Origin of the sequence: Argonema galeatum A003/A1 (genome assembly GCF_023333595.1) — a bacterium.
In the GTDB taxonomy this organism is placed as follows: Bacteria; Cyanobacteriota; Cyanobacteriia; order Cyanobacteriales; family Aerosakkonemataceae; genus Argonema; species Argonema galeatum.
Genome location: NZ_JAIQZM010000005.1, coordinates 104,377 through 118,701, shown reverse-complemented (window position 1 = coordinate 118,701; position 14,325 = coordinate 104,377). Strand labels below are relative to the sequence as shown.

At 43.4% G+C, this 14,325-nt stretch carries 31 protein-coding genes and 1 pseudogene; 10 read left to right on the top strand and 22 right to left on the bottom strand.

Going from position 1 to position 14,325, the window contains the following annotated elements:
- Positions 1-10 precede the first annotated feature (10 nt).
- Both LAY41_RS07955 and LAY41_RS07950 read right to left on the bottom strand, forming a co-directional pair.
- Positions 11-388 carry a type II toxin-antitoxin system VapC family toxin gene (locus tag LAY41_RS07955; protein WP_249096064.1) on the bottom strand — a complete coding sequence of 126 codons (378 nt, stop codon included), beginning with the start codon at positions 386-388 and terminating at the stop codon, positions 11-13.
- The gene (locus LAY41_RS07950; protein WP_249096063.1) at positions 378-632 is read right to left on the bottom strand and encodes a type II toxin-antitoxin system ParD family antitoxin; all 255 of its coding nucleotides are present in this window, start codon (positions 630-632) and stop codon (positions 378-380) included. The genes LAY41_RS07955 and LAY41_RS07950 overlap by 11 nt, the downstream gene beginning before the upstream one ends.
- Here LAY41_RS07950 and LAY41_RS07945 point away from each other — a divergent pair.
- The gene (locus LAY41_RS07945) at positions 631-873 is read left to right on the top strand and encodes a hypothetical protein (protein ID WP_249096061.1); all 243 of its coding nucleotides are present in this window, start codon (positions 631-633) and stop codon (positions 871-873) included. The two genes, LAY41_RS07950 and LAY41_RS07945, sit on opposite strands and share 2 nt — an antisense overlap.
- Here LAY41_RS07945 and LAY41_RS07940 read toward each other — a convergent pair.
- The 5 genes from LAY41_RS07940 to LAY41_RS07920 are packed head-to-tail and all read right to left on the bottom strand — an operon-like array spanning position 860 to position 2,534.
- Positions 860-1,243 (bottom strand): endonuclease domain-containing protein, encoded by a 384-nt coding sequence (locus tag LAY41_RS07940; RefSeq protein ID WP_249096060.1) that lies wholly within the window; start codon positions 1,241-1,243, stop codon positions 860-862. The two genes, LAY41_RS07945 and LAY41_RS07940, sit on opposite strands and share 14 nt — an antisense overlap.
- Positions 1,244-1,283: 40 nt before the next feature.
- Positions 1,284-1,604, bottom strand: a complete 321-nt coding sequence (locus tag LAY41_RS07935) for a hypothetical protein (RefSeq protein ID WP_249096057.1) — start codon at positions 1,602-1,604, stop codon at positions 1,284-1,286.
- Positions 1,585-1,914: a XisI protein gene (locus LAY41_RS07930; RefSeq protein WP_249096055.1), complete on the bottom strand. Its 330-nt coding sequence runs from the start codon at positions 1,912-1,914 to the stop codon at positions 1,585-1,587. The genes LAY41_RS07935 and LAY41_RS07930 overlap by 20 nt, the downstream gene beginning before the upstream one ends.
- Positions 1,902-2,318 (bottom strand): element excision factor XisH family protein, encoded by a 417-nt coding sequence (locus LAY41_RS07925; RefSeq protein ID WP_249096052.1) that lies wholly within the window; start codon positions 2,316-2,318, stop codon positions 1,902-1,904. Before LAY41_RS07925 ends, LAY41_RS07930 begins: the two co-directional genes overlap by 13 nt.
- 39 nt (positions 2,319-2,357) lie before the next feature.
- A complete protein-coding gene (locus LAY41_RS07920; protein WP_249096051.1) occupies positions 2,358-2,534 on the bottom strand; it encodes a hypothetical protein in 177 nt (58 codons plus the stop codon).
- A gap of 182 nt (positions 2,535-2,716) precedes the next feature.
- On the opposite strand from LAY41_RS07920, the gene LAY41_RS07915 reads away from it, so the two are divergent.
- Positions 2,717-3,070 (top strand): hypothetical protein, encoded by a 354-nt coding sequence (locus LAY41_RS07915; RefSeq protein ID WP_249096048.1) that lies wholly within the window; start codon positions 2,717-2,719, stop codon positions 3,068-3,070.
- Here LAY41_RS07915 and LAY41_RS07910 read toward each other — a convergent pair.
- The 4 genes from LAY41_RS07910 to LAY41_RS07895 all read right to left on the bottom strand — a co-directional run bounded on the left by LAY41_RS07910 (position 3,045) and on the right by LAY41_RS07895 (position 4,290).
- Positions 3,045-3,356 carry a hypothetical protein gene (locus LAY41_RS07910; protein WP_249096045.1) on the bottom strand — a complete coding sequence of 104 codons (312 nt, stop codon included), beginning with the start codon at positions 3,354-3,356 and terminating at the stop codon, positions 3,045-3,047. The two genes, LAY41_RS07915 and LAY41_RS07910, sit on opposite strands and share 26 nt — an antisense overlap.
- Positions 3,353-3,763 carry a PIN domain-containing protein gene (locus LAY41_RS07905; RefSeq protein WP_249096044.1) on the bottom strand — a complete coding sequence of 137 codons (411 nt, stop codon included), beginning with the start codon at positions 3,761-3,763 and terminating at the stop codon, positions 3,353-3,355. The genes LAY41_RS07910 and LAY41_RS07905 overlap by 4 nt, the downstream gene beginning before the upstream one ends.
- The gene (locus tag LAY41_RS07900; protein WP_249096043.1) at positions 3,753-3,968 is read right to left on the bottom strand and encodes a hypothetical protein; all 216 of its coding nucleotides are present in this window, start codon (positions 3,966-3,968) and stop codon (positions 3,753-3,755) included. Before LAY41_RS07900 ends, LAY41_RS07905 begins: the two co-directional genes overlap by 11 nt.
- A gap of 115 nt (positions 3,969-4,083) precedes the next feature.
- On the bottom strand, positions 4,084-4,290 hold the full coding sequence (locus LAY41_RS07895; protein ID WP_249096042.1) for a hypothetical protein: 207 nt from the start codon (positions 4,288-4,290) through the stop codon (positions 4,084-4,086).
- Between the two features lie 68 nt (positions 4,291-4,358).
- On the opposite strand from LAY41_RS07895, the gene LAY41_RS07890 reads away from it, so the two are divergent.
- Positions 4,359-4,679, top strand: coding sequence for a nucleotidyltransferase domain-containing protein (locus tag LAY41_RS07890; protein ID WP_249096041.1), 321 nt, complete (start codon positions 4,359-4,361; stop codon positions 4,677-4,679).
- Positions 4,676-5,070 (top strand): annotated as a pseudogene (locus tag LAY41_RS32565) (HEPN domain-containing protein). The gene LAY41_RS07890 and the pseudogene LAY41_RS32565 overlap by 4 nt, the downstream one beginning before the upstream one ends.
- Here LAY41_RS32565 and LAY41_RS07875 read toward each other — a convergent pair.
- Entirely contained in the window at positions 5,036-5,323 is a 288-nt protein-coding gene (locus LAY41_RS07875) for a hypothetical protein (protein ID WP_249096038.1), read from the bottom strand. The pseudogene LAY41_RS32565 and the gene LAY41_RS07875 overlap by 35 nt on opposite strands.
- 90 nt (positions 5,324-5,413) lie before the next feature.
- Between LAY41_RS07875 and LAY41_RS07870 the strand changes: the two genes are divergently transcribed.
- Positions 5,414-5,629 (top strand): hypothetical protein, encoded by a 216-nt coding sequence (locus LAY41_RS07870; protein WP_249096035.1) that lies wholly within the window; start codon positions 5,414-5,416, stop codon positions 5,627-5,629.
- A gap of 2 nt (positions 5,630-5,631) precedes the next feature.
- Positions 5,632-6,039 carry a type II toxin-antitoxin system VapC family toxin gene (locus tag LAY41_RS07865; protein WP_249096034.1) on the top strand — a complete coding sequence of 136 codons (408 nt, stop codon included), beginning with the start codon at positions 5,632-5,634 and terminating at the stop codon, positions 6,037-6,039.
- A 79-nt stretch (positions 6,040-6,118) separates the two neighbouring features.
- Here LAY41_RS07865 and LAY41_RS32220 read toward each other — a convergent pair whose 3' ends face one another.
- Positions 6,119-6,328: a DUF559 domain-containing protein gene (locus LAY41_RS32220; protein WP_275973985.1), complete on the bottom strand. Its 210-nt coding sequence runs from the start codon at positions 6,326-6,328 to the stop codon at positions 6,119-6,121.
- Positions 6,329-6,483: 155 nt separating this feature from the next.
- Here LAY41_RS32220 and LAY41_RS07855 point away from each other — a divergent pair, with 155 nt between their 5' ends.
- The gene (locus LAY41_RS07855; RefSeq protein WP_249096031.1) at positions 6,484-6,774 is read left to right on the top strand and encodes a ribbon-helix-helix domain-containing protein; all 291 of its coding nucleotides are present in this window, start codon (positions 6,484-6,486) and stop codon (positions 6,772-6,774) included.
- The gene (locus LAY41_RS07850; protein WP_249096030.1) at positions 6,771-7,067 is read left to right on the top strand and encodes a type II toxin-antitoxin system RelE/ParE family toxin; all 297 of its coding nucleotides are present in this window, start codon (positions 6,771-6,773) and stop codon (positions 7,065-7,067) included. The genes LAY41_RS07855 and LAY41_RS07850 overlap by 4 nt, the downstream gene beginning before the upstream one ends.
- On the opposite strand, the gene LAY41_RS07845 is transcribed toward LAY41_RS07850, so the two are convergent.
- The 7 genes from LAY41_RS07845 to LAY41_RS07815 all read right to left on the bottom strand — a co-directional run bounded on the left by LAY41_RS07845 (position 7,054) and on the right by LAY41_RS07815 (position 9,084).
- On the bottom strand, positions 7,054-7,308 hold the full coding sequence (locus tag LAY41_RS07845) for a hypothetical protein (RefSeq protein WP_249096027.1): 255 nt from the start codon (positions 7,306-7,308) through the stop codon (positions 7,054-7,056). The two genes, LAY41_RS07850 and LAY41_RS07845, sit on opposite strands and share 14 nt — an antisense overlap.
- 183 nt (positions 7,309-7,491) lie before the next feature.
- Positions 7,492-7,710, bottom strand: coding sequence for a type II toxin-antitoxin system HicB family antitoxin (locus LAY41_RS07840; RefSeq protein WP_249096025.1), 219 nt, complete (start codon positions 7,708-7,710; stop codon positions 7,492-7,494).
- Positions 7,707-7,928: a type II toxin-antitoxin system HicA family toxin gene (locus LAY41_RS07835; protein WP_249096023.1), complete on the bottom strand. Its 222-nt coding sequence runs from the start codon at positions 7,926-7,928 to the stop codon at positions 7,707-7,709. Before LAY41_RS07835 ends, LAY41_RS07840 begins: the two co-directional genes overlap by 4 nt.
- Before the next feature lie 111 nt (positions 7,929-8,039).
- Positions 8,040-8,357: a hypothetical protein gene (locus LAY41_RS07830; protein WP_249096022.1), complete on the bottom strand. Its 318-nt coding sequence runs from the start codon at positions 8,355-8,357 to the stop codon at positions 8,040-8,042.
- Between the two features lie 7 nt (positions 8,358-8,364).
- Positions 8,365-8,538 (bottom strand): hypothetical protein, encoded by a 174-nt coding sequence (locus tag LAY41_RS07825; RefSeq protein ID WP_249096020.1) that lies wholly within the window; start codon positions 8,536-8,538, stop codon positions 8,365-8,367.
- A complete protein-coding gene (locus LAY41_RS07820; protein ID WP_249096017.1) occupies positions 8,535-8,801 on the bottom strand; it encodes a hypothetical protein in 267 nt (88 codons plus the stop codon). The genes LAY41_RS07825 and LAY41_RS07820 overlap by 4 nt, the downstream gene beginning before the upstream one ends.
- A 28-nt stretch (positions 8,802-8,829) precedes the next feature.
- On the bottom strand, positions 8,830-9,084 hold the full coding sequence (locus LAY41_RS07815) for a type II toxin-antitoxin system ParD family antitoxin (protein ID WP_249096014.1): 255 nt from the start codon (positions 9,082-9,084) through the stop codon (positions 8,830-8,832).
- A 108-nt stretch (positions 9,085-9,192) separates the two neighbouring features.
- On the opposite strand from LAY41_RS07815, the gene LAY41_RS07810 reads away from it, so the two are divergent.
- Positions 9,193-9,342 carry a hypothetical protein gene (locus LAY41_RS07810; RefSeq protein WP_249096012.1) on the top strand — a complete coding sequence of 50 codons (150 nt, stop codon included), beginning with the start codon at positions 9,193-9,195 and terminating at the stop codon, positions 9,340-9,342.
- Positions 9,343-9,458: 116 nt separating this feature from the next.
- Here LAY41_RS07810 and LAY41_RS07805 read toward each other — a convergent pair whose 3' ends face one another.
- Entirely contained in the window at positions 9,459-12,437 is a 2,979-nt protein-coding gene (locus LAY41_RS07805; protein WP_249096011.1) for a GDSL-type esterase/lipase family protein, read from the bottom strand.
- 234 nt (positions 12,438-12,671) lie between these two features.
- On the opposite strand from LAY41_RS07805, the gene LAY41_RS32215 reads away from it, so the two are divergent.
- A complete protein-coding gene (locus LAY41_RS32215) occupies positions 12,672-12,806 on the top strand; it encodes a hypothetical protein (RefSeq protein ID WP_275973983.1) in 135 nt (44 codons plus the stop codon).
- Between the two features lie 99 nt (positions 12,807-12,905).
- Here LAY41_RS32215 and wecB read toward each other — a convergent pair whose 3' ends face one another.
- Positions 12,906-14,033, bottom strand: a complete 1,128-nt coding sequence (gene wecB / locus LAY41_RS07800) for a non-hydrolyzing UDP-N-acetylglucosamine 2-epimerase (protein WP_249096345.1) — start codon at positions 14,031-14,033, stop codon at positions 12,906-12,908.
- Between the last annotated feature and the right edge of the window lie 292 nt (positions 14,034-14,325).

Here is a 14,325-nt window from a genome sequence, read left to right as displayed (position 1 = left end):
AGAGCGATCGCTACCAATTAATAACAGTTAAACTTGTTACCTTGGCAAACTCTCGATCTGCCGTCACCAAACTTGCTGAATTTTGGATTGCCATTGCTGCAATAACTGCATCCGGTAGTTTCAAGCGATGTTGCTGGCGAATTTCAATGATTTTCTCAATCAAAACAGCATTAATCGCAACTAAACCCAGAACCTCAACTCGTTGAAGAAACTGATCAAAAATCTCACGATCGTCTTGAGTCAGGCCGGGAAATACCAGAAACTCAATTTGGCTAATGACTGAAACTCCCAGCCAATCAGCATCTTTAAGTAATTCAATGAGTTGAATATTTCCTTGAAGCAGAGCCACAATAGCATTCGTATCCAACACATAGCGATTACCACTCATCCCGTAGATTCCTCTGCATTGTTACTGCATCTCCCTGCCAAGTTAATCGCCCCACCAAATCAGAGAAATCATAGTTAGGTTTCTGCTTCCCGTCTGACGAAACTGGATTCAAAACTACTAAAATTTCCTGTTCTTTTAGCAATCGTAACGCAGCCCTTACCACTTCAGAAGCTGATGAGTACCTACCGTTTTTGACTGTTGACTGAACAAACTGCTCTAGTTCAGGATTTAACGATATGTTCATGATGTTGAGTCACCTATTAGAGTCAACTACTCTTCCTAAAAATAACATAAAATATCACATTTCGTCTGTTTGGGGATGGAAGGGCGATCGCTTTTTGGGGATGGGGAGTGCGATCGCTTTTTTGGGGATGAGGAGTGCGATCGCTTTTTTTGAGGGATGGGGAATGCGATCGCGTTTTATTTTTTCTCAACGAAGGGCGATCGCTCCTCCCTCATGTCCCCCCCTTTTTAAGGGGGGTTAGGGGGGATCAAACCCAACAATTCCTGACAAACTCCCTCAAAACCCCGCAAGACCTCAACATTCGTAAACCTGACCACTTTGAGTCCATATCCCTGTAAAATATTTGTTCTTTCTGCATCATATTGTTTCCCCTGTTCTGTAAAATGACTCTCCCCATCAACCTCAATCACCCACTTTAAAGCAGCACAATAAAAATCCACAATAAAATTGTCGATCGGTCGTTGTCTCAAAACTCGAAAAGGGAAATTTCTCAGAAAATCTTGCCAAAGTTTTTTTTCTGCTGGGGTTGGGTTTTTCCGCAGTTCCTTGGCGATGGGGATGAGTTTTTGGTTGTAAGGTAGGTGGAAGCTGGAGTCATTTAATCTGGGCATGATCCCCCCTAACCCCCCTTAAGAAGGGGGGGACTGGATGTTAATATGAATTATAGTTGAAGGGGCGATCGCGTTTTTTGGGGATGAGGAGTGCGATCGTGCTTTTTGGGGATGAGGAATGCGATCGGTTTTTTTGGGGATGAGGAATGCGATCGAGCTTTTTGAGGATGGGGAGTGCGATCGGTTTTTTTGAGGGATGGGGAATGCGATCGCTTTTTTGAGGATGAGGAATGCGATCGCCTTTTATTTTTTTCTCAACGAAGGGCGATCGCTTTTTTGGGGGATGAAGAGTGCGATCGCTTTTTTTGAGGGATGGGGAGTGCGATCGCTTCCTCATACTCTTAGGCGATCGCAAATTCACTTAGTTTCCGGTCTTCTGGGTGATGAAATGCCAAAACAATATCCTGCGTAGGGACACCGAGAGCAAGTAAATCTTGAGTTATTCCTTCCTCCGTTTCATCCCTTTCTAGCCAAAACTTCTCAGCCACAATTCGCAAGTGTAAAATTGTACTGTGAACCCGGCGATCGCCATTCCAGCCCACACAGATTAACAAGTAATTATCTAAGTGACTAATTGCCAGCAATTCAAGCTCACCATAGCTGGGTTTATACTTGGCATAATCGTCGATAATTCTTTGAGCAATTTGTCGATAATAATTTAATCTTTCCATAGAACAATCTCCTCTCTCTCTGGATTAAAAACAAAGAAAATAATTTCTCTTTCCTTGATAAACAACTGAATTGATGGACGTTGAAAAAAATTGTAATAAATCCTTTCAGGAATCGCCAGATAAAGAATGCGCTGAGGCTCTTGCTTTGCTATAAACGTAGAGTAAAGATAATATTGACCAATTGCTCTTTCTAGTTCCGTTACAGGTGAAGGACTCAGAAATGCCTTGATCTCGATCGCAATCTTTCTCTCGCATTTTTCTGCCACAATAAATTTTTCGGCTCCCAGATCGGCATAGATAGTCAAATCCTCAAATTCGATAGTTAGAGGATCGTGAGTTATTTTCCAGCCATCTTTGACAAGGGCAACTCTGACTAGATCGTGGTAGGTATCTAAGCGGGGCATAGAGCTAATTTAATTTACATATCAGTATAGCTGACCAGATCAGACTTTTGGGGATGCAGAGGGCGATCGCTTTTTTGGGATGGGAGGGCGATCGCTTTTCTGGATGGAGGGGCGATCGCTTTTTTGGGGATGAGAGTTTTTTGGGATGAGAGGGGCGATCGCTTGTTTGGGGATGAGAGGGCCCTCTCTCTTTTTGTTGTGTAAAAATGATATCATCCTACAATTCCTAAAACCTATATATTAAAAATAAACCATTGACACAATCTCATCAACCCACTAATGCAGAAACACCCTGCATCATTAATGAAAGAAAACTTGATTACTTATTCAATGTAAACATAAAACCAGATGCTCATAATTCAAATAGAGCCTGACAAAATTGCCAACAACTAAATCGCTTGGGATTTGATGACGATTCAGAATCACGTCAATTTATTCAAACTCATCTTGAGCAAACTGTAAAGCTAAAAAGTAATATTGTTAGGCGATTTAATGAGAGTTTTATAAATAATAATACAGGGGAAGAGGGTGAAGTAGATACAGAGGTGAGAGATTCGCTTTTACCAGGCAGAACCGGAAAATTTGCCCAAGTACAAAGTTCATGGGAAGTCCTACCCGATGGAACACTCCGCAAATTAGAATTTTTGGTGGCTCCACAAAGTGAAGAGTTAAAGACTTTAGTTCAAGTTGAACTGCGACCGAGAATTAAAGTTGATTGTTCAACTCTCAGTCTTTGTCCGATCGCGGCTTAGTTTTTATGGAATAGAAAGGCGATCGCCTTTTTTCAATTTTTCTCAGCAGTGCGATCGCGTAGCGTGCCGTAGGCATATCGTTTTTTTGGGGGATGAGGAATGCGTTCGCGCAGCGTGCCGTAGGCATATCGCTTTTTTTGAGGGATGGGGAGTGCGATCGGTTTTTTGGGGGATGGAGAGTGCGATCGCTTTTTTTGGGGATGGGGAGTGCGATCGCTTTTTTTGAGGGATGGGGAATGCGATCGCTTTTTCTACCACAAATGCGTTCGCTTTTTATGTCAATCAAAACGGATTCACAATTCTTGTTTTCTTTTCAATCAGTTGATCAGCCTGCATATCCTCTGAATATAAAATATTAAAATTATACTGCAAAGCCGTAGCAAGAACAAGGCTATCCCAATAGGTATAACCGTATTTTGAATTAATTTCTAAAGCCGCGATCACTTTGAAAACATCTATTTCTACAATAGTAAAATTTGTCACCATTTCCAAAATAATCTGTTTCGCTTCATCTTTGGGTTTTAACTTCTTTTTTATTAGTACATTATAGATTTCACCCAGAATCTGAGTGCTAATAATAATCGAGGTAAAGTTATTATTAACTAACTCTCTCACCTTCCCAGACTTATCAGGTATATTTTGGGCATAAAGATAAATCCAAATGTTAGTATCAAATAACACCTTATCTTTCATAAAGTTCCTCTCTATTAAATTGGTAGTCATCAGGGAGAGTAAAAGAAGACCGCTCTACAAACTCAAAAAATCGTTGCTTTTTGACTTCAATTTCATCATTCTCAACAAGAATGACTTGAAAACTTTTCCCTTCCCATTCATTACTTAATTTTTCATCAAGTATCAGATTGCCATTATTACAAGTTGCTTGGAAAATTTTGGACATTTTAGTTATTCTCCCCCTTGAAAGTTTTACTGACTTTTCGCAGCACATTTTTTAAGTTGTTTGCAAACATTATTATACACGATATTTTCTCAAAAAACAAGTTTTAATTTAAAAATTAGGAATTTGCGATCGGTTTTTTGAGGGATGGGGAATGCGATCGCGCTTTTTGGGGGATGGGGAATGCGATCGCGCTTTTTGGGGGATGGGGAGTGCGATCGGTTTTTTGAGGGATGGGGAGTGCGATCGGTTTTTTGGGGGATGGAGAGTGCGATCGCTTTTTTTGAGGGATGGGGAATGCGATCGCGCAGCGTGCCGGAGGCATATCGGTTTTTTTGATATAATCGAATTGTTCCCTAACACGAATTACCTAAATACAACTGCTCAACAAATATGAATGAACAAATTAAAACAATTATCACAAAAACTCAGCAATGTCTAAAAAACCTTTATGGGGAACAATTAGACAAAATTATTCTCTTTGGCTCTCAAGCTAGAGGTGATGCTAGACCAGACTCCGATATCGATATCTTAATTGTTCTCAAAAATCCCTTTAACTACTCTCAGGAAAGCGATCGGATTAGTATTTTAATTGCCGACTTATGTTTGGAATATAATGTACTAATTAGCTGTGCATTTGCCACTTATGAGCAATTTCATCAGCACAATAATGGTTTCTTTCGCAACATTCGTCGAGAAGGTTTAGCGATATGAGTCCAGAACAACAAAGACTACTGGATAAAGCGAATAGAAGTTTGCAAGCAGCGAGAGAATTAAATAACACAGGTTTTCCTGAATTTGCCACTTCGCGTGCTTACTATTCCATGTTTTATATCGCCACAGCATTTTAGAAGCTGAAGGACTATCCTATTCGCGACACTCAGCCGTAATCGCTGCTTTTGGCGAACGCTTCGCTCGCACTAATCGAGTTCCGGTAGAATTGCATCGTTACCTAATTGATGCTGAAAGAACCCGCCTGAGAGCCGATTATAATGTCGATCCAAATATAACAGAAACCGATGCCGAACAACTGATATCGCGGACAGAATACTTTCTCAATTTTGCCCTAGCTAATATTGATTCGCTTCCTCCACCATCTCCTTAAATGATAGGGAGTATTTTTGGGGATGGGGAGTGCGTTCGCGCAGCGTGCCGTAGGCAATCGAGCTTTTTGGGGGATGGGGAGTGCGATCGGTTTTTTGGGGGATGGAGAGTGCGATCGCTTTTTTTGAGGGATGGGGAATGCGTTCGCGCAGCGTGCCGTAGGCAATCGAGCTTTTTGGGGATGGGGAATGCGATCGAGCTTTTTGGGGATGGGGAATGCGATCGAACTTTTTGGGGATGAGGAATGCGATCATAGAGATGGGAAATTTGCGCTTACACTTCCAACCCTAACCAAAGTGCGATCGCAACAGAAATAAGCTATAATTTACCCAGGAGGAAACTTTATGTTACAAACCATTCAAGGAATTTATAAAAACGGCAAAATTGAACTTACTGAAACACCGCACGGAATTACTGAAAGCAAGGTATTCGTGACTTTCTTGGCAACAAAGCCCAGCATTTGGCCAGAAATTATCGTGCAATATCAAGGTGTAGAAGAAAGTATCACCTTTGAATCTTATCGAGATGAACTCCTCCCACCTAACGAAGTCAACTTTTAATCATGGGTTATCTACTCGACACTTGCGTAGTTAGTGATTTTGTTAAGGGAGAAGAAAACACCATAAAAAAATTAAAATCTATTTCTCCCACTGAATTTTTTATTTCATTTTTAACGGTTATGGAAGTAAAATATGGATTAGCAATCAATCCACAACGCGCCGTTAAAATCCAACCTATAATTGAAACATTAATCAACTCAATTACAATCTTACCTTTTGGCTCAACAGAAGCAGAGCAAGCTGCCCAAATCAGAAGCATTCTAAAAATAGCAGGTTCTCCTATTGGTGCTTATGATGTACTAATTGCCGCCACCGCTATTACCCATAATCATATTGTGGTAACATCTAACGTTCGAGAATTTCAGAGAGTACCTAATTTGCCAATCGAAAATTGGCGTTCTCCTGTCTAAAGTTATCTTTTCTAAAATCCTGGTTCTTTGAGCATCATATTGTTTCCCTTGTTCCGTAAAATGACTCTCTCCATCAACCTCAATCACCAACTTTAAAGCCGCACAACGACCAATCTACAATAAAATTGTCGATCGGTCTTTGTCGCCAAACTCGAAAAGGGAAATTTCTAAGATTATCTTGCCAAAGTTTTTTTTCCGATGGGGTTGGGTTTTTCCGCAGTTCTTTAGCGACAGAGATGAGTTGTGGGTTATAAAGAAGGTGAAATTTAGAGTCGTTTAATTTGGGCATGATCCCCCCTTCAGAAGGGGGGGACAAGATGCTAATAGAAATTATAGTGGAAGATGCGATCGCGTTTGTTCAATTAGAGAGTACAATCGCTTTTTTATAGAGAAGTGCGATAAAGTAGAAGTATTGTCCAACCCTTGCCCCCATGAGAGGTAACAATGCAAATCACCTTGAGCCAAGAGCAAACCCAAGTCCTTGAAACTTTGGTAAAGCATGGGCAATATCCCTCCCTTGAAGAAGCAATTAACACAGCCTTACTGTTATTAATCGATGATGTTACTCTATCCGATGGCAACAACAACCCAAACTATTTAGCCTGGATCGAAGAAACTCAGAAGAAAATTGACCTAGCACGAGAACAGGCGCAACGCGGTGAAGTGCTAAAGGCAGAAGACGTATTAGCTCAACTTAGAGATAAAGTGAAAAAAGCCAAAGAAGTAATAGTATGAATCCCTTGCTTATTACGCTCGAAGCGAGTCGAGATTTATCGGAAATTTCCGATTACTTTCTGGCGCAAAGTGTAGATGCAGGCGATCGTTTTGTAGAAGCCTTTGGTAAAAAATGCCAGCATCTCGCACAGTATCCATACTTGGGGCGATCGTATTCACAATTTACCCCCAATTTACGTGGTGTGCCATTAATGGGATACATAGTTTTTTATCAAATAGTTGGTGATGACATTGAAATTTTGCGAGTTATTAGCGGTTATCGTAATTTGCAGGATGTTTTTAAGATTGATTGAATAACAGCAATGCGTTCGCGCAGTGTGCCGTAGGCAATCGTGCTTTTTGGGGATGAGGAGTGCGATCGGGCTTTTTGGGGATGGGGAATGCGATCGTATTTCCTTCCCTAACCAAAGTGCGATCGTGGGTGTAGCAGATTGGCGATCGCGATCGTGAAATCAGCAAGTTTCGGTCTTTTTGGGGATGAAGAGTACGATTTTCAAATCCGATGAAAATGCGATCGCCTTTTGATTGCCCCAAGAAAAGAAACCGGGTTTTTCAGATCACCTTTGCCTATTAACCGATATCTTATCCAAAAACCCGGTTTCTGAACCCCACTTTTTCGATTTTTCTCAGAAGTGCGATCGCCCTTTTTAAATCAGCTAGAAATGCGTAAGCGCAATCACTTTTTCTCGCCCAAATGAAAGTGGGATCGCCTTTTACTTAAGCCGCAACGATCGTCGGACTTGGAGGGGCTAAACCTTCTTCTTCGCAATAGTCAAGATAGCTGGCGATCGCTTCTTGAGCATTGGCGATTGCTTCTTCATAAGTTTTCCCATAAGTGCAAGGCTGCATCGCTAATTTAGCAAACTCTGGCAGTGTTACCAAATATAGTTGATCCTCTTGTGACCATTGAATTAATAAACTATAGCGGTAATTCATTCCTCTGATTCCTCTGCTGCTATTGTTTCTAACTCTTGAATCGCTTTTTTTAAGAATTTCTCCAAATACAACGGTGTATCCTCACCGTCTTTGAAGGCAATAGTAATCAACAGTTGTAGTTGCGGATGTTTCCAGTTCTGATGGCTTCCCTTGCCACGCCGTTGCAGAAACCCTAATCTAATCAATTCAGTTTTGTAGTCCCGAATTTTCCTTGGCATATATGCCCTTGCTTTATTTGCATAATTTTCAATCTTGGTTGAATCCACTTGCTAGTTTAGCATTAATGATGGAGGGGAAGCGCGATATGCCTCCGGCAAACGACGCCAAAGCTAATTTTGAAAAAGTTTTGGCTCTTGTGCGTTGGCGTAGCCTGCCGTAGGCATATCGCGCAGCGGGCCGTAGGCGATCGAACTTTTTGGGGATGGGGAATGCGATCGAACTTTTTGGGGATGGGGAATGCGATCGAACTTTTTGGGGATGGGGAATGCGATCGTGCTTTTTGGGGATGGGGAATGCGATCGTGCTTTTTGGGGATGGGGAATGCGATCGTGCTTTTTGGGGATGAGGATTGCGATCGTATGAATGAGGTGGTTTTGGGCCAAGAATGCGATCGCTATTTTAGAATAGAAAAAAGATGCGATCGCCAACCTCTACCTAAGAAACCTGCTTTAAGCGCTTGAGACGTTGTTCTCTAATATTGCGTTCTAACATTTCAATCACCTCTTGTAACTCCAAACCTGCTAACTCCATATCCTGACAAGCACGATGCGCCTTCGCGAGAGTCTGCTTTACCTGTTCTGGATCGGGCAAAAAGGGTGTTTCATTCATAATAAATTCCAATCAGCTTTAATTTCTTGTGTACTACATTCCAAAGCGTGAACCCGGCTGGAGATACTAACAATCCTAACAGCATCAATCGCCACTAAACCCAGAACCTCCACTCGTTGAAGAAACTGCTCAAAAATCTGACTATCGTTTTGACTCAGCCCAGTAAATACCAGAAACTTAATTTGGCTAATGACTGAAACTCCGAGCCAATTAGCATCTTTAAGTAATTCAATGAGTTGAAGATTTCCTTGAAGCAGAGCCACGATAGCATTCGTATCCAACACCTAGCGATTACCACTCATCGCGTAGATTTCTCTGCATTGTTACTGCATTTCCCTGCCAAGTTAATCGCCCCACCAAATCAGAGAAATCATAGCTTGGTTTCTGCTTCCCGTCTGACGAAACCGGATTCAAAACAACTAAATTTTCCCGTTCTTTTAGTAATCTTAACGCCGCCCGTACTACTTCAGAAGCTGATGTGTATCTACCGTTTTTGACTGTTGACTGAACAAACTGCTCTAGTTCAGGAGTTAAGGATATGTTCATGATGTTGAGGCACCTATTTGAGTCAACTACTCTTTCCTCTAATAACAAAAATTAACCAATTTTGTTATTTAACGTTTTATATGGGAAGATGGCGCGATCGACTTTTATGTGTACCAGAGATCAAACCTGCGATCGCATGAATGGGTATGGAGAGGGGCGATCGCTTTTTTGAGGGATGAAGAGCGCGATCGTATGAATGGGGATGAGAAGTGCGTTCGCGTTGGCGTAGCCTGCGCTATCGCGCATAGCGTGCCGTAGGCATATCGAGCTTTTTGGGGATGAGGAATGCGATCGCACGCGATCGGAAGAAAACAAGGATGTAGGCAGAAAAAAGTCTCCTTATGACCTCAGACTTGCCAAAATATATCGCAACTCTAGACAGTAGTAAAGCCCTCTGCGGTGATGTTACTAGCTTGAATCCCCGTCAGAGTAGCTAGAAGTTGATTGCTGTTAGCGATCGAAATTACAGTATTGTACAGATTCGCACCAGTACCTTGAGCTAGAGTAAGTTGCTCGAAGGTTAAACCACCGCTTAATCCCAGGCGATCTTGACCATATGCAAAGTCAGAAACAACGTCAAATCCTTCTCCTGCTGCCAAGACGAACAAATCTGCACCGCCACCACCGTTGAGGCTATCGTTCCCAGCACCACCAATCAAGATATCGTCTCCTCCAAAACCATTAATAATGTTATTTTCTGAGTTCCCTGTCAGAGTATCGGCAAACTCAGTACCATCGATCGTATTTACATTAACAGGGACAAATTCGATGTAATCAACTCGTGCATACTCAGCTTGGTTTGCGACCCCTTGTATTTGGATGGTTGTTCCCTGGTTAATTGATAGACCCGTAGCGATCGTTTTAATTACCGCAGTTTGGCTATCAACACCGCCACTCCCCAGATTTTGGTTGAGGGTGCGTCCATCTACCTGGATACCACCTATTGAGGTTGTCAGCGTTGCTTGTCCATCATTTTCGTCAAAATAGCGCAGCAGCACATCATAGGTGCCGCTAGCGCCAGTAAAGGTCGTAGTAGCTGTACCGTTAGTGCCTCCAGTTTTAGGAAGACCGATTACCTTACTACCTGAACCGACACTATTTGACTCCACCAGGTAGGATGTCAACTGCATATTCTCCGCTTCCATGCGGATGTTGACTACAGGTTGAGGCACATTGACTTGAAACGTTCCCAGGTTACCGCTTTGGACAAAGTTACTGCTGGTATCTTTGACTTGACCGTTTTGCAGCGCCACAGTGTAACTACCGTTATCCAACGTATCCCAGGTGCCGCCTGGGGCGTTGATGCTATAAGTAGCAGTACGGGGAGTGCCATTGCTATTGGTGTCCACACTCACCAAAGTTGCTAGCTGGTTGAAGCCGTTTGGCCCCGTAACGCGCAGGTCGTTGCCATCCAAGCTGGATACGTCCACACCTCGATCATCACTGTAGGTAACGGTCAAAGTCTGGGTAGTGCCATTTCCTTGTGTAATGTTGGAAGCAGATAAGCTTGCCGTCGGTGCGGTAACGTCAGCTGGTGATACAGCTGCTGCGCCTGTGGGTAGAAATTCAATGTAATCCACTCGCGCAAACTCAGCTTGATTTGCTACTCCTTGTAATTGGATAGTAGTTCCCTGGTTAATTGATAGACCTGTAGCGATCGTTTTAGTTACCGCCGTTTGGCTGTTAGCCCCCGAACTGCCCAGATTTTGGTTGAAAGTCCATTGCGCTATCTGAGTACCCCCAATTTTAGCCGTCAGCGTTGAAAGTCCATCGTTCTCGTCAAAATAACGAACTACTACGTCATAGATGCCGCTAGCACCGTTAAAGGTCGTGGTAGCAGTGCCGCTTGAACCACCAGATTGATATAGACCGATTAACTGACCGTTGGAAGCGGCACTATTTGACTCCACCAGGTAAGTTGTCCGCTGCATATTTTCAGCTTCAATACGGATGTTCGTTAAAGGCGGAGGTACGTTGACTTGGAATGTTCCTAAATTGCCACTTAGGAAGGAGTTGTTTTGAGTATCTTTGACCTCGCCATTTTGCAGCGCCACACTGTAAGTGCCGTTGTCCGCTGTATCCCAGCTACCACCAGGGGCGTTGATGCGGTAAAAGCCTGTTACATCACCGCCACTTTGATTCACGCCTATTAAGTACGCTAATTGGTTGAAATTATTTGCGCCTGTTACCCGGATGTCATTGCCATCTAGGGTAGACAAATTCACACCATCATCATCCGTATAAGTGACGGAGAAAGTGTGAGTTGTGCCGTCGCCTTCTGTAATGTTTGCGGCAGATAAACTTGCTGTTGAAGATGTCTCGTTAGGGATTAATTCTACATAATCCAACCGCCCATACTCGGCCTGGTTTGCTGTGCCTTGAATCTCGATCGTTGTTCCCTGGTTAAGGGTGAAAGATGTGGCAACAGTTCGCCGCATCTTAGTTTGGCTATTTGCCGCTCCACTGCCCAGGTTTTGGTTAAGTGTCCACTGATCTACCTGGTTGCCCCCAATCTTGACTTTCAGCTGCGCTTGTCCGTCGTTCTCGTCATAGTAACCCAGGATTACATCGTATTTGCCTGATGTGCCGGAAAAGTTAAAGGAGGCGATGCCGGTGCCGTTTGGGGCGTTGCCGAGACTTATTACCTTCTGGGCTAAGGCAGAGCTGTTCCCTGACTCCACGCTATAATTCGTCAGCGTCATGTCCTCTGCTTGTTTTCGGGTAGTTTTCTTTATACCAGTAAAAGGCAGAAGCGCGTCGTACCAAGCATTAGCAATCTTGGTGTAACCATTGATAGTTGGGTGAATTTTATCTGCTAAATCGTTCTCGTTTAGCTTACTGTTTATATCGACAAAAGTAACTTTTTTGCCTTGATAAACCTTGTTATTTGCAATCTGAAGAACTTGCTCGTTGAAAGTGGCGACCTGTGCTAGATCGTCCGCGTATTTAAAAGATGGCGGAATAGAGCCTAGAAACAACCGTGCATTAGGTATTTTACTGGTGATTTTGTCAACCAGTGCGTCGAGTCGATTGCCTGCATTGCTAACATCGTAATTCTGTAAAATATCATTGGTGCCAATCATTAACATAACTGCGTCCGGCTGATACGTGGTTAACCACCCATCCACCGAACTGCTAATTTCATCGATTCTCCACCCCCTATGTCCTTCATTGTTTCGATCGATGTTGCTTGGGCCGCTGGAGATTGACCCTACCATGTCCGCACTAAAATTATCCGCTCCAAATAAGTTCCCCAATTCGGTACGGTAACCCCCGCTCTCCGTATCACCTGCTTGTGAATTAACCACTCCATAAGTGATTGAGTCACCCAGCGGCATAATTTTCAACGACATATACATTCCTCCAAAATAATTGTTGTGGCTACAAAATTGTCACATCAGTATTTACCAGGAGAGCTAGTCCCTGGCTTTATGTAGAAATACCCTGATAAGTCAGTGAATCCTGGTGTATTTACGGTATTTGTTGATGTATACTGTAATAGATACTTAAGAGATATGGCTAGAAGCAATATCAGATCTTTACTAATTCTTTTAAATACGCACCATTTTGGCGCTAAAGTGTAAAGCTTGTATAAAGTAACCGTAAATATCTATATTGCGATCGCCACTCGACCACCCCGACGCACCGCTTACTCCTTTCTCGCTCAAAGAATATCTATAAAGGCCGCAGAAGGGCAGAGGGGCAGAGGGGAAAAAGAATGATAATCTTCTGGCGGGAAGGAAGTAAAAAAAATTGATTTTGGATAATGGAATTGACCCCACGGATGAATCCAGGGGCGACAAAACCAATAATTTCAAAAGTCAGTCAGTAATCTCTCTGTGGCAGTAATTCTCGACAATTTGCAAAATGCGTTCAGCCGCGTGACCGTCGCCAAAGGGATTGACAGCCGTTGCCATTGCGTTGTAGACACTGGGGTTACTGAGTAACTCACTTGCGGCTGCGAGAATGTGGGTTGGGTTGGTTCCCACGAGTTTGGCCGTACCAGCTGCTAGAGCTTCCGGTCTTTCCGTAGTTTCCCGTAACACCAGCACCGGCTTCCCCAAGCTAGGCGCTTCCTCCTGTAGTCCACCAGAATCACTTAACAGCAGATAACAGCGCTGAATTGCCCCTACCAATTCCGCATAATCCAAAGGTTCGGTCAGAAATACTCTGGGATGGTTACCCAACATTGCCTGTAGCGGTTCTCGCACTGTAGGATTCCGATGCAGAGGTAACAGCAAAGCCGTATCCGGGAATTTACTTAAAATTTGTAGAAATCCTTGGGCGATATCCTTTAAAGGTTCGCCCCAATTTTCCCGCCGATGAACAGTTGCCAACAGCATCCGATACTTCTGCCAATCTAAAGACGGAATATTACAAGCAGGTTGACGTTGCGCTACCATCAACAAAGCATCAATTACAGTATTGCCAGTTTGGTGAATTTCTCCCACAACACCCGAACGGCGCAGATTGTCAACAGCTAAAGAAGTCGGCGCGAAGTGCAGCTGGGTGACTTGAGAAATCAGACGCCGATTTGCTTCCTCCGGGTAGGGATTAAACAGGTCATCCGTCCGCAAACCTGCCTCTACGTGCCCCACAGGAATTTTTTGGTAAAATGCGGCTAGCGCTGCCGCAAAAGCAGTAGTAGTATCTCCCTGCACCAACACCAGAGTTGGCTGCATCTGGTGAAATAATGTTTCTAACCCTTGTAAACTCCGACAGGTAATATCTGTTAGAGTTTGCTGGGGCTGCATAATTGCCAAATCCTCATCAGAGTTCAGATCGAACAGTTGCATCACTTGATCCACCATCTCTCGATGCTGGCCGGTCAAAATCACTCGCGTCTCAAAAGATGAGGAGCCCTGGAAGCGCTGAATTACCGGAGCTAGTTTAATGGCCTCTGGACGGGTTCCGACGATAATACAAACTTTGAAGGGTGACTGCGGCATTAAAAACGAGTGGATAGCAAATGTGCAAATATAAGTCTGCCATAATCCTACAGGCATCTGGCAAGCGATCGGGAAATACACAGGGTGTGGTCAAAAACAGTTGGTGATAGGGGGGACAAGGAGGACAAGGAGGACAAGGAGGACAAGGAGGACAAGGAGGACAAGGGGGACAAGGAATACTCTTTCTACCAACCAACTACTTATGACCGCACCCAATACACATTACAAACCTGTGCTGGGCAATAAGCGGTGAACTGTAAATATACTATGCTTTATGCCCCAGATGCCATGT

Coding starts and splice junctions, on each gene's coding strand:
- LAY41_RS07955 (WP_249096064.1), bottom strand. CDS start 388: ATGAGTGGTAATCGCTATGTGTTGGATACGAATGCTATTGTGGCTCTG.
- LAY41_RS07945 (WP_249096061.1), top strand. CDS start 631: ATGATGTTGAGTCACCTATTAGAGTCAACTACTCTTCCTAAAAATAAC.
- LAY41_RS07950 (WP_249096063.1), bottom strand. CDS start 632: ATGAACATATCGTTAAATCCTGAACTAGAGCAGTTTGTTCAGTCAACA.
- LAY41_RS07940 (WP_249096060.1), bottom strand. CDS start 1,243: ATGCCCAGATTAAATGACTCCAGCTTCCACCTACCTTACAACCAAAAA.
- LAY41_RS07930 (WP_249096055.1), bottom strand. CDS start 1,914: ATGGAAAGATTAAATTATTATCGACAAATTGCTCAAAGAATTATCGAC.
- LAY41_RS07925 (WP_249096052.1), bottom strand. CDS start 2,318: ATGCCCCGCTTAGATACCTACCACGATCTAGTCAGAGTTGCCCTTGTC.
- LAY41_RS07920 (WP_249096051.1), bottom strand. CDS start 2,534: ATGATATCATTTTTACACAACAAAAAGAGAGAGGGCCCTCTCATCCCC.
- LAY41_RS07905 (WP_249096044.1), bottom strand. CDS start 3,763: ATGAAAGATAAGGTGTTATTTGATACTAACATTTGGATTTATCTTTAT.
- LAY41_RS07900 (WP_249096043.1), bottom strand. CDS start 3,968: ATGTCCAAAATTTTCCAAGCAACTTGTAATAATGGCAATCTGATACTT.
- LAY41_RS07895 (WP_249096042.1), bottom strand. CDS start 4,290: ATGCCTCCGGCACGCTGCGCGATCGCATTCCCCATCCCTCAAAAAAAG.
- LAY41_RS07890 (WP_249096041.1), top strand. CDS start 4,359: ATGAATGAACAAATTAAAACAATTATCACAAAAACTCAGCAATGTCTA.
- LAY41_RS07875 (WP_249096038.1), bottom strand. CDS start 5,323: ATGATCGCATTCCTCATCCCCAAAAAGTTCGATCGCATTCCCCATCCC.
- LAY41_RS07870 (WP_249096035.1), top strand. CDS start 5,414: ATGTTACAAACCATTCAAGGAATTTATAAAAACGGCAAAATTGAACTT.
- LAY41_RS07865 (WP_249096034.1), top strand. CDS start 5,632: ATGGGTTATCTACTCGACACTTGCGTAGTTAGTGATTTTGTTAAGGGA.
- LAY41_RS32220 (WP_275973985.1), bottom strand. CDS start 6,328: ATGCCCAAATTAAACGACTCTAAATTTCACCTTCTTTATAACCCACAA.
- LAY41_RS07855 (WP_249096031.1), top strand. CDS start 6,484: ATGCAAATCACCTTGAGCCAAGAGCAAACCCAAGTCCTTGAAACTTTG.
- LAY41_RS07850 (WP_249096030.1), top strand. CDS start 6,771: ATGAATCCCTTGCTTATTACGCTCGAAGCGAGTCGAGATTTATCGGAA.
- LAY41_RS07840 (WP_249096025.1), bottom strand. CDS start 7,710: ATGAATTACCGCTATAGTTTATTAATTCAATGGTCACAAGAGGATCAA.
- LAY41_RS07835 (WP_249096023.1), bottom strand. CDS start 7,928: ATGCCAAGGAAAATTCGGGACTACAAAACTGAATTGATTAGATTAGGG.
- LAY41_RS07825 (WP_249096020.1), bottom strand. CDS start 8,538: ATGAATGAAACACCCTTTTTGCCCGATCCAGAACAGGTAAAGCAGACT.
- LAY41_RS07815 (WP_249096014.1), bottom strand. CDS start 9,084: ATGAACATATCCTTAACTCCTGAACTAGAGCAGTTTGTTCAGTCAACA.
- LAY41_RS07805 (WP_249096011.1), bottom strand. CDS start 12,437: ATGTCGTTGAAAATTATGCCGCTGGGTGACTCAATCACTTATGGAGTG.
- wecB (WP_249096345.1), bottom strand. CDS start 14,033: ATGCCGCAGTCACCCTTCAAAGTTTGTATTATCGTCGGAACCCGTCCA.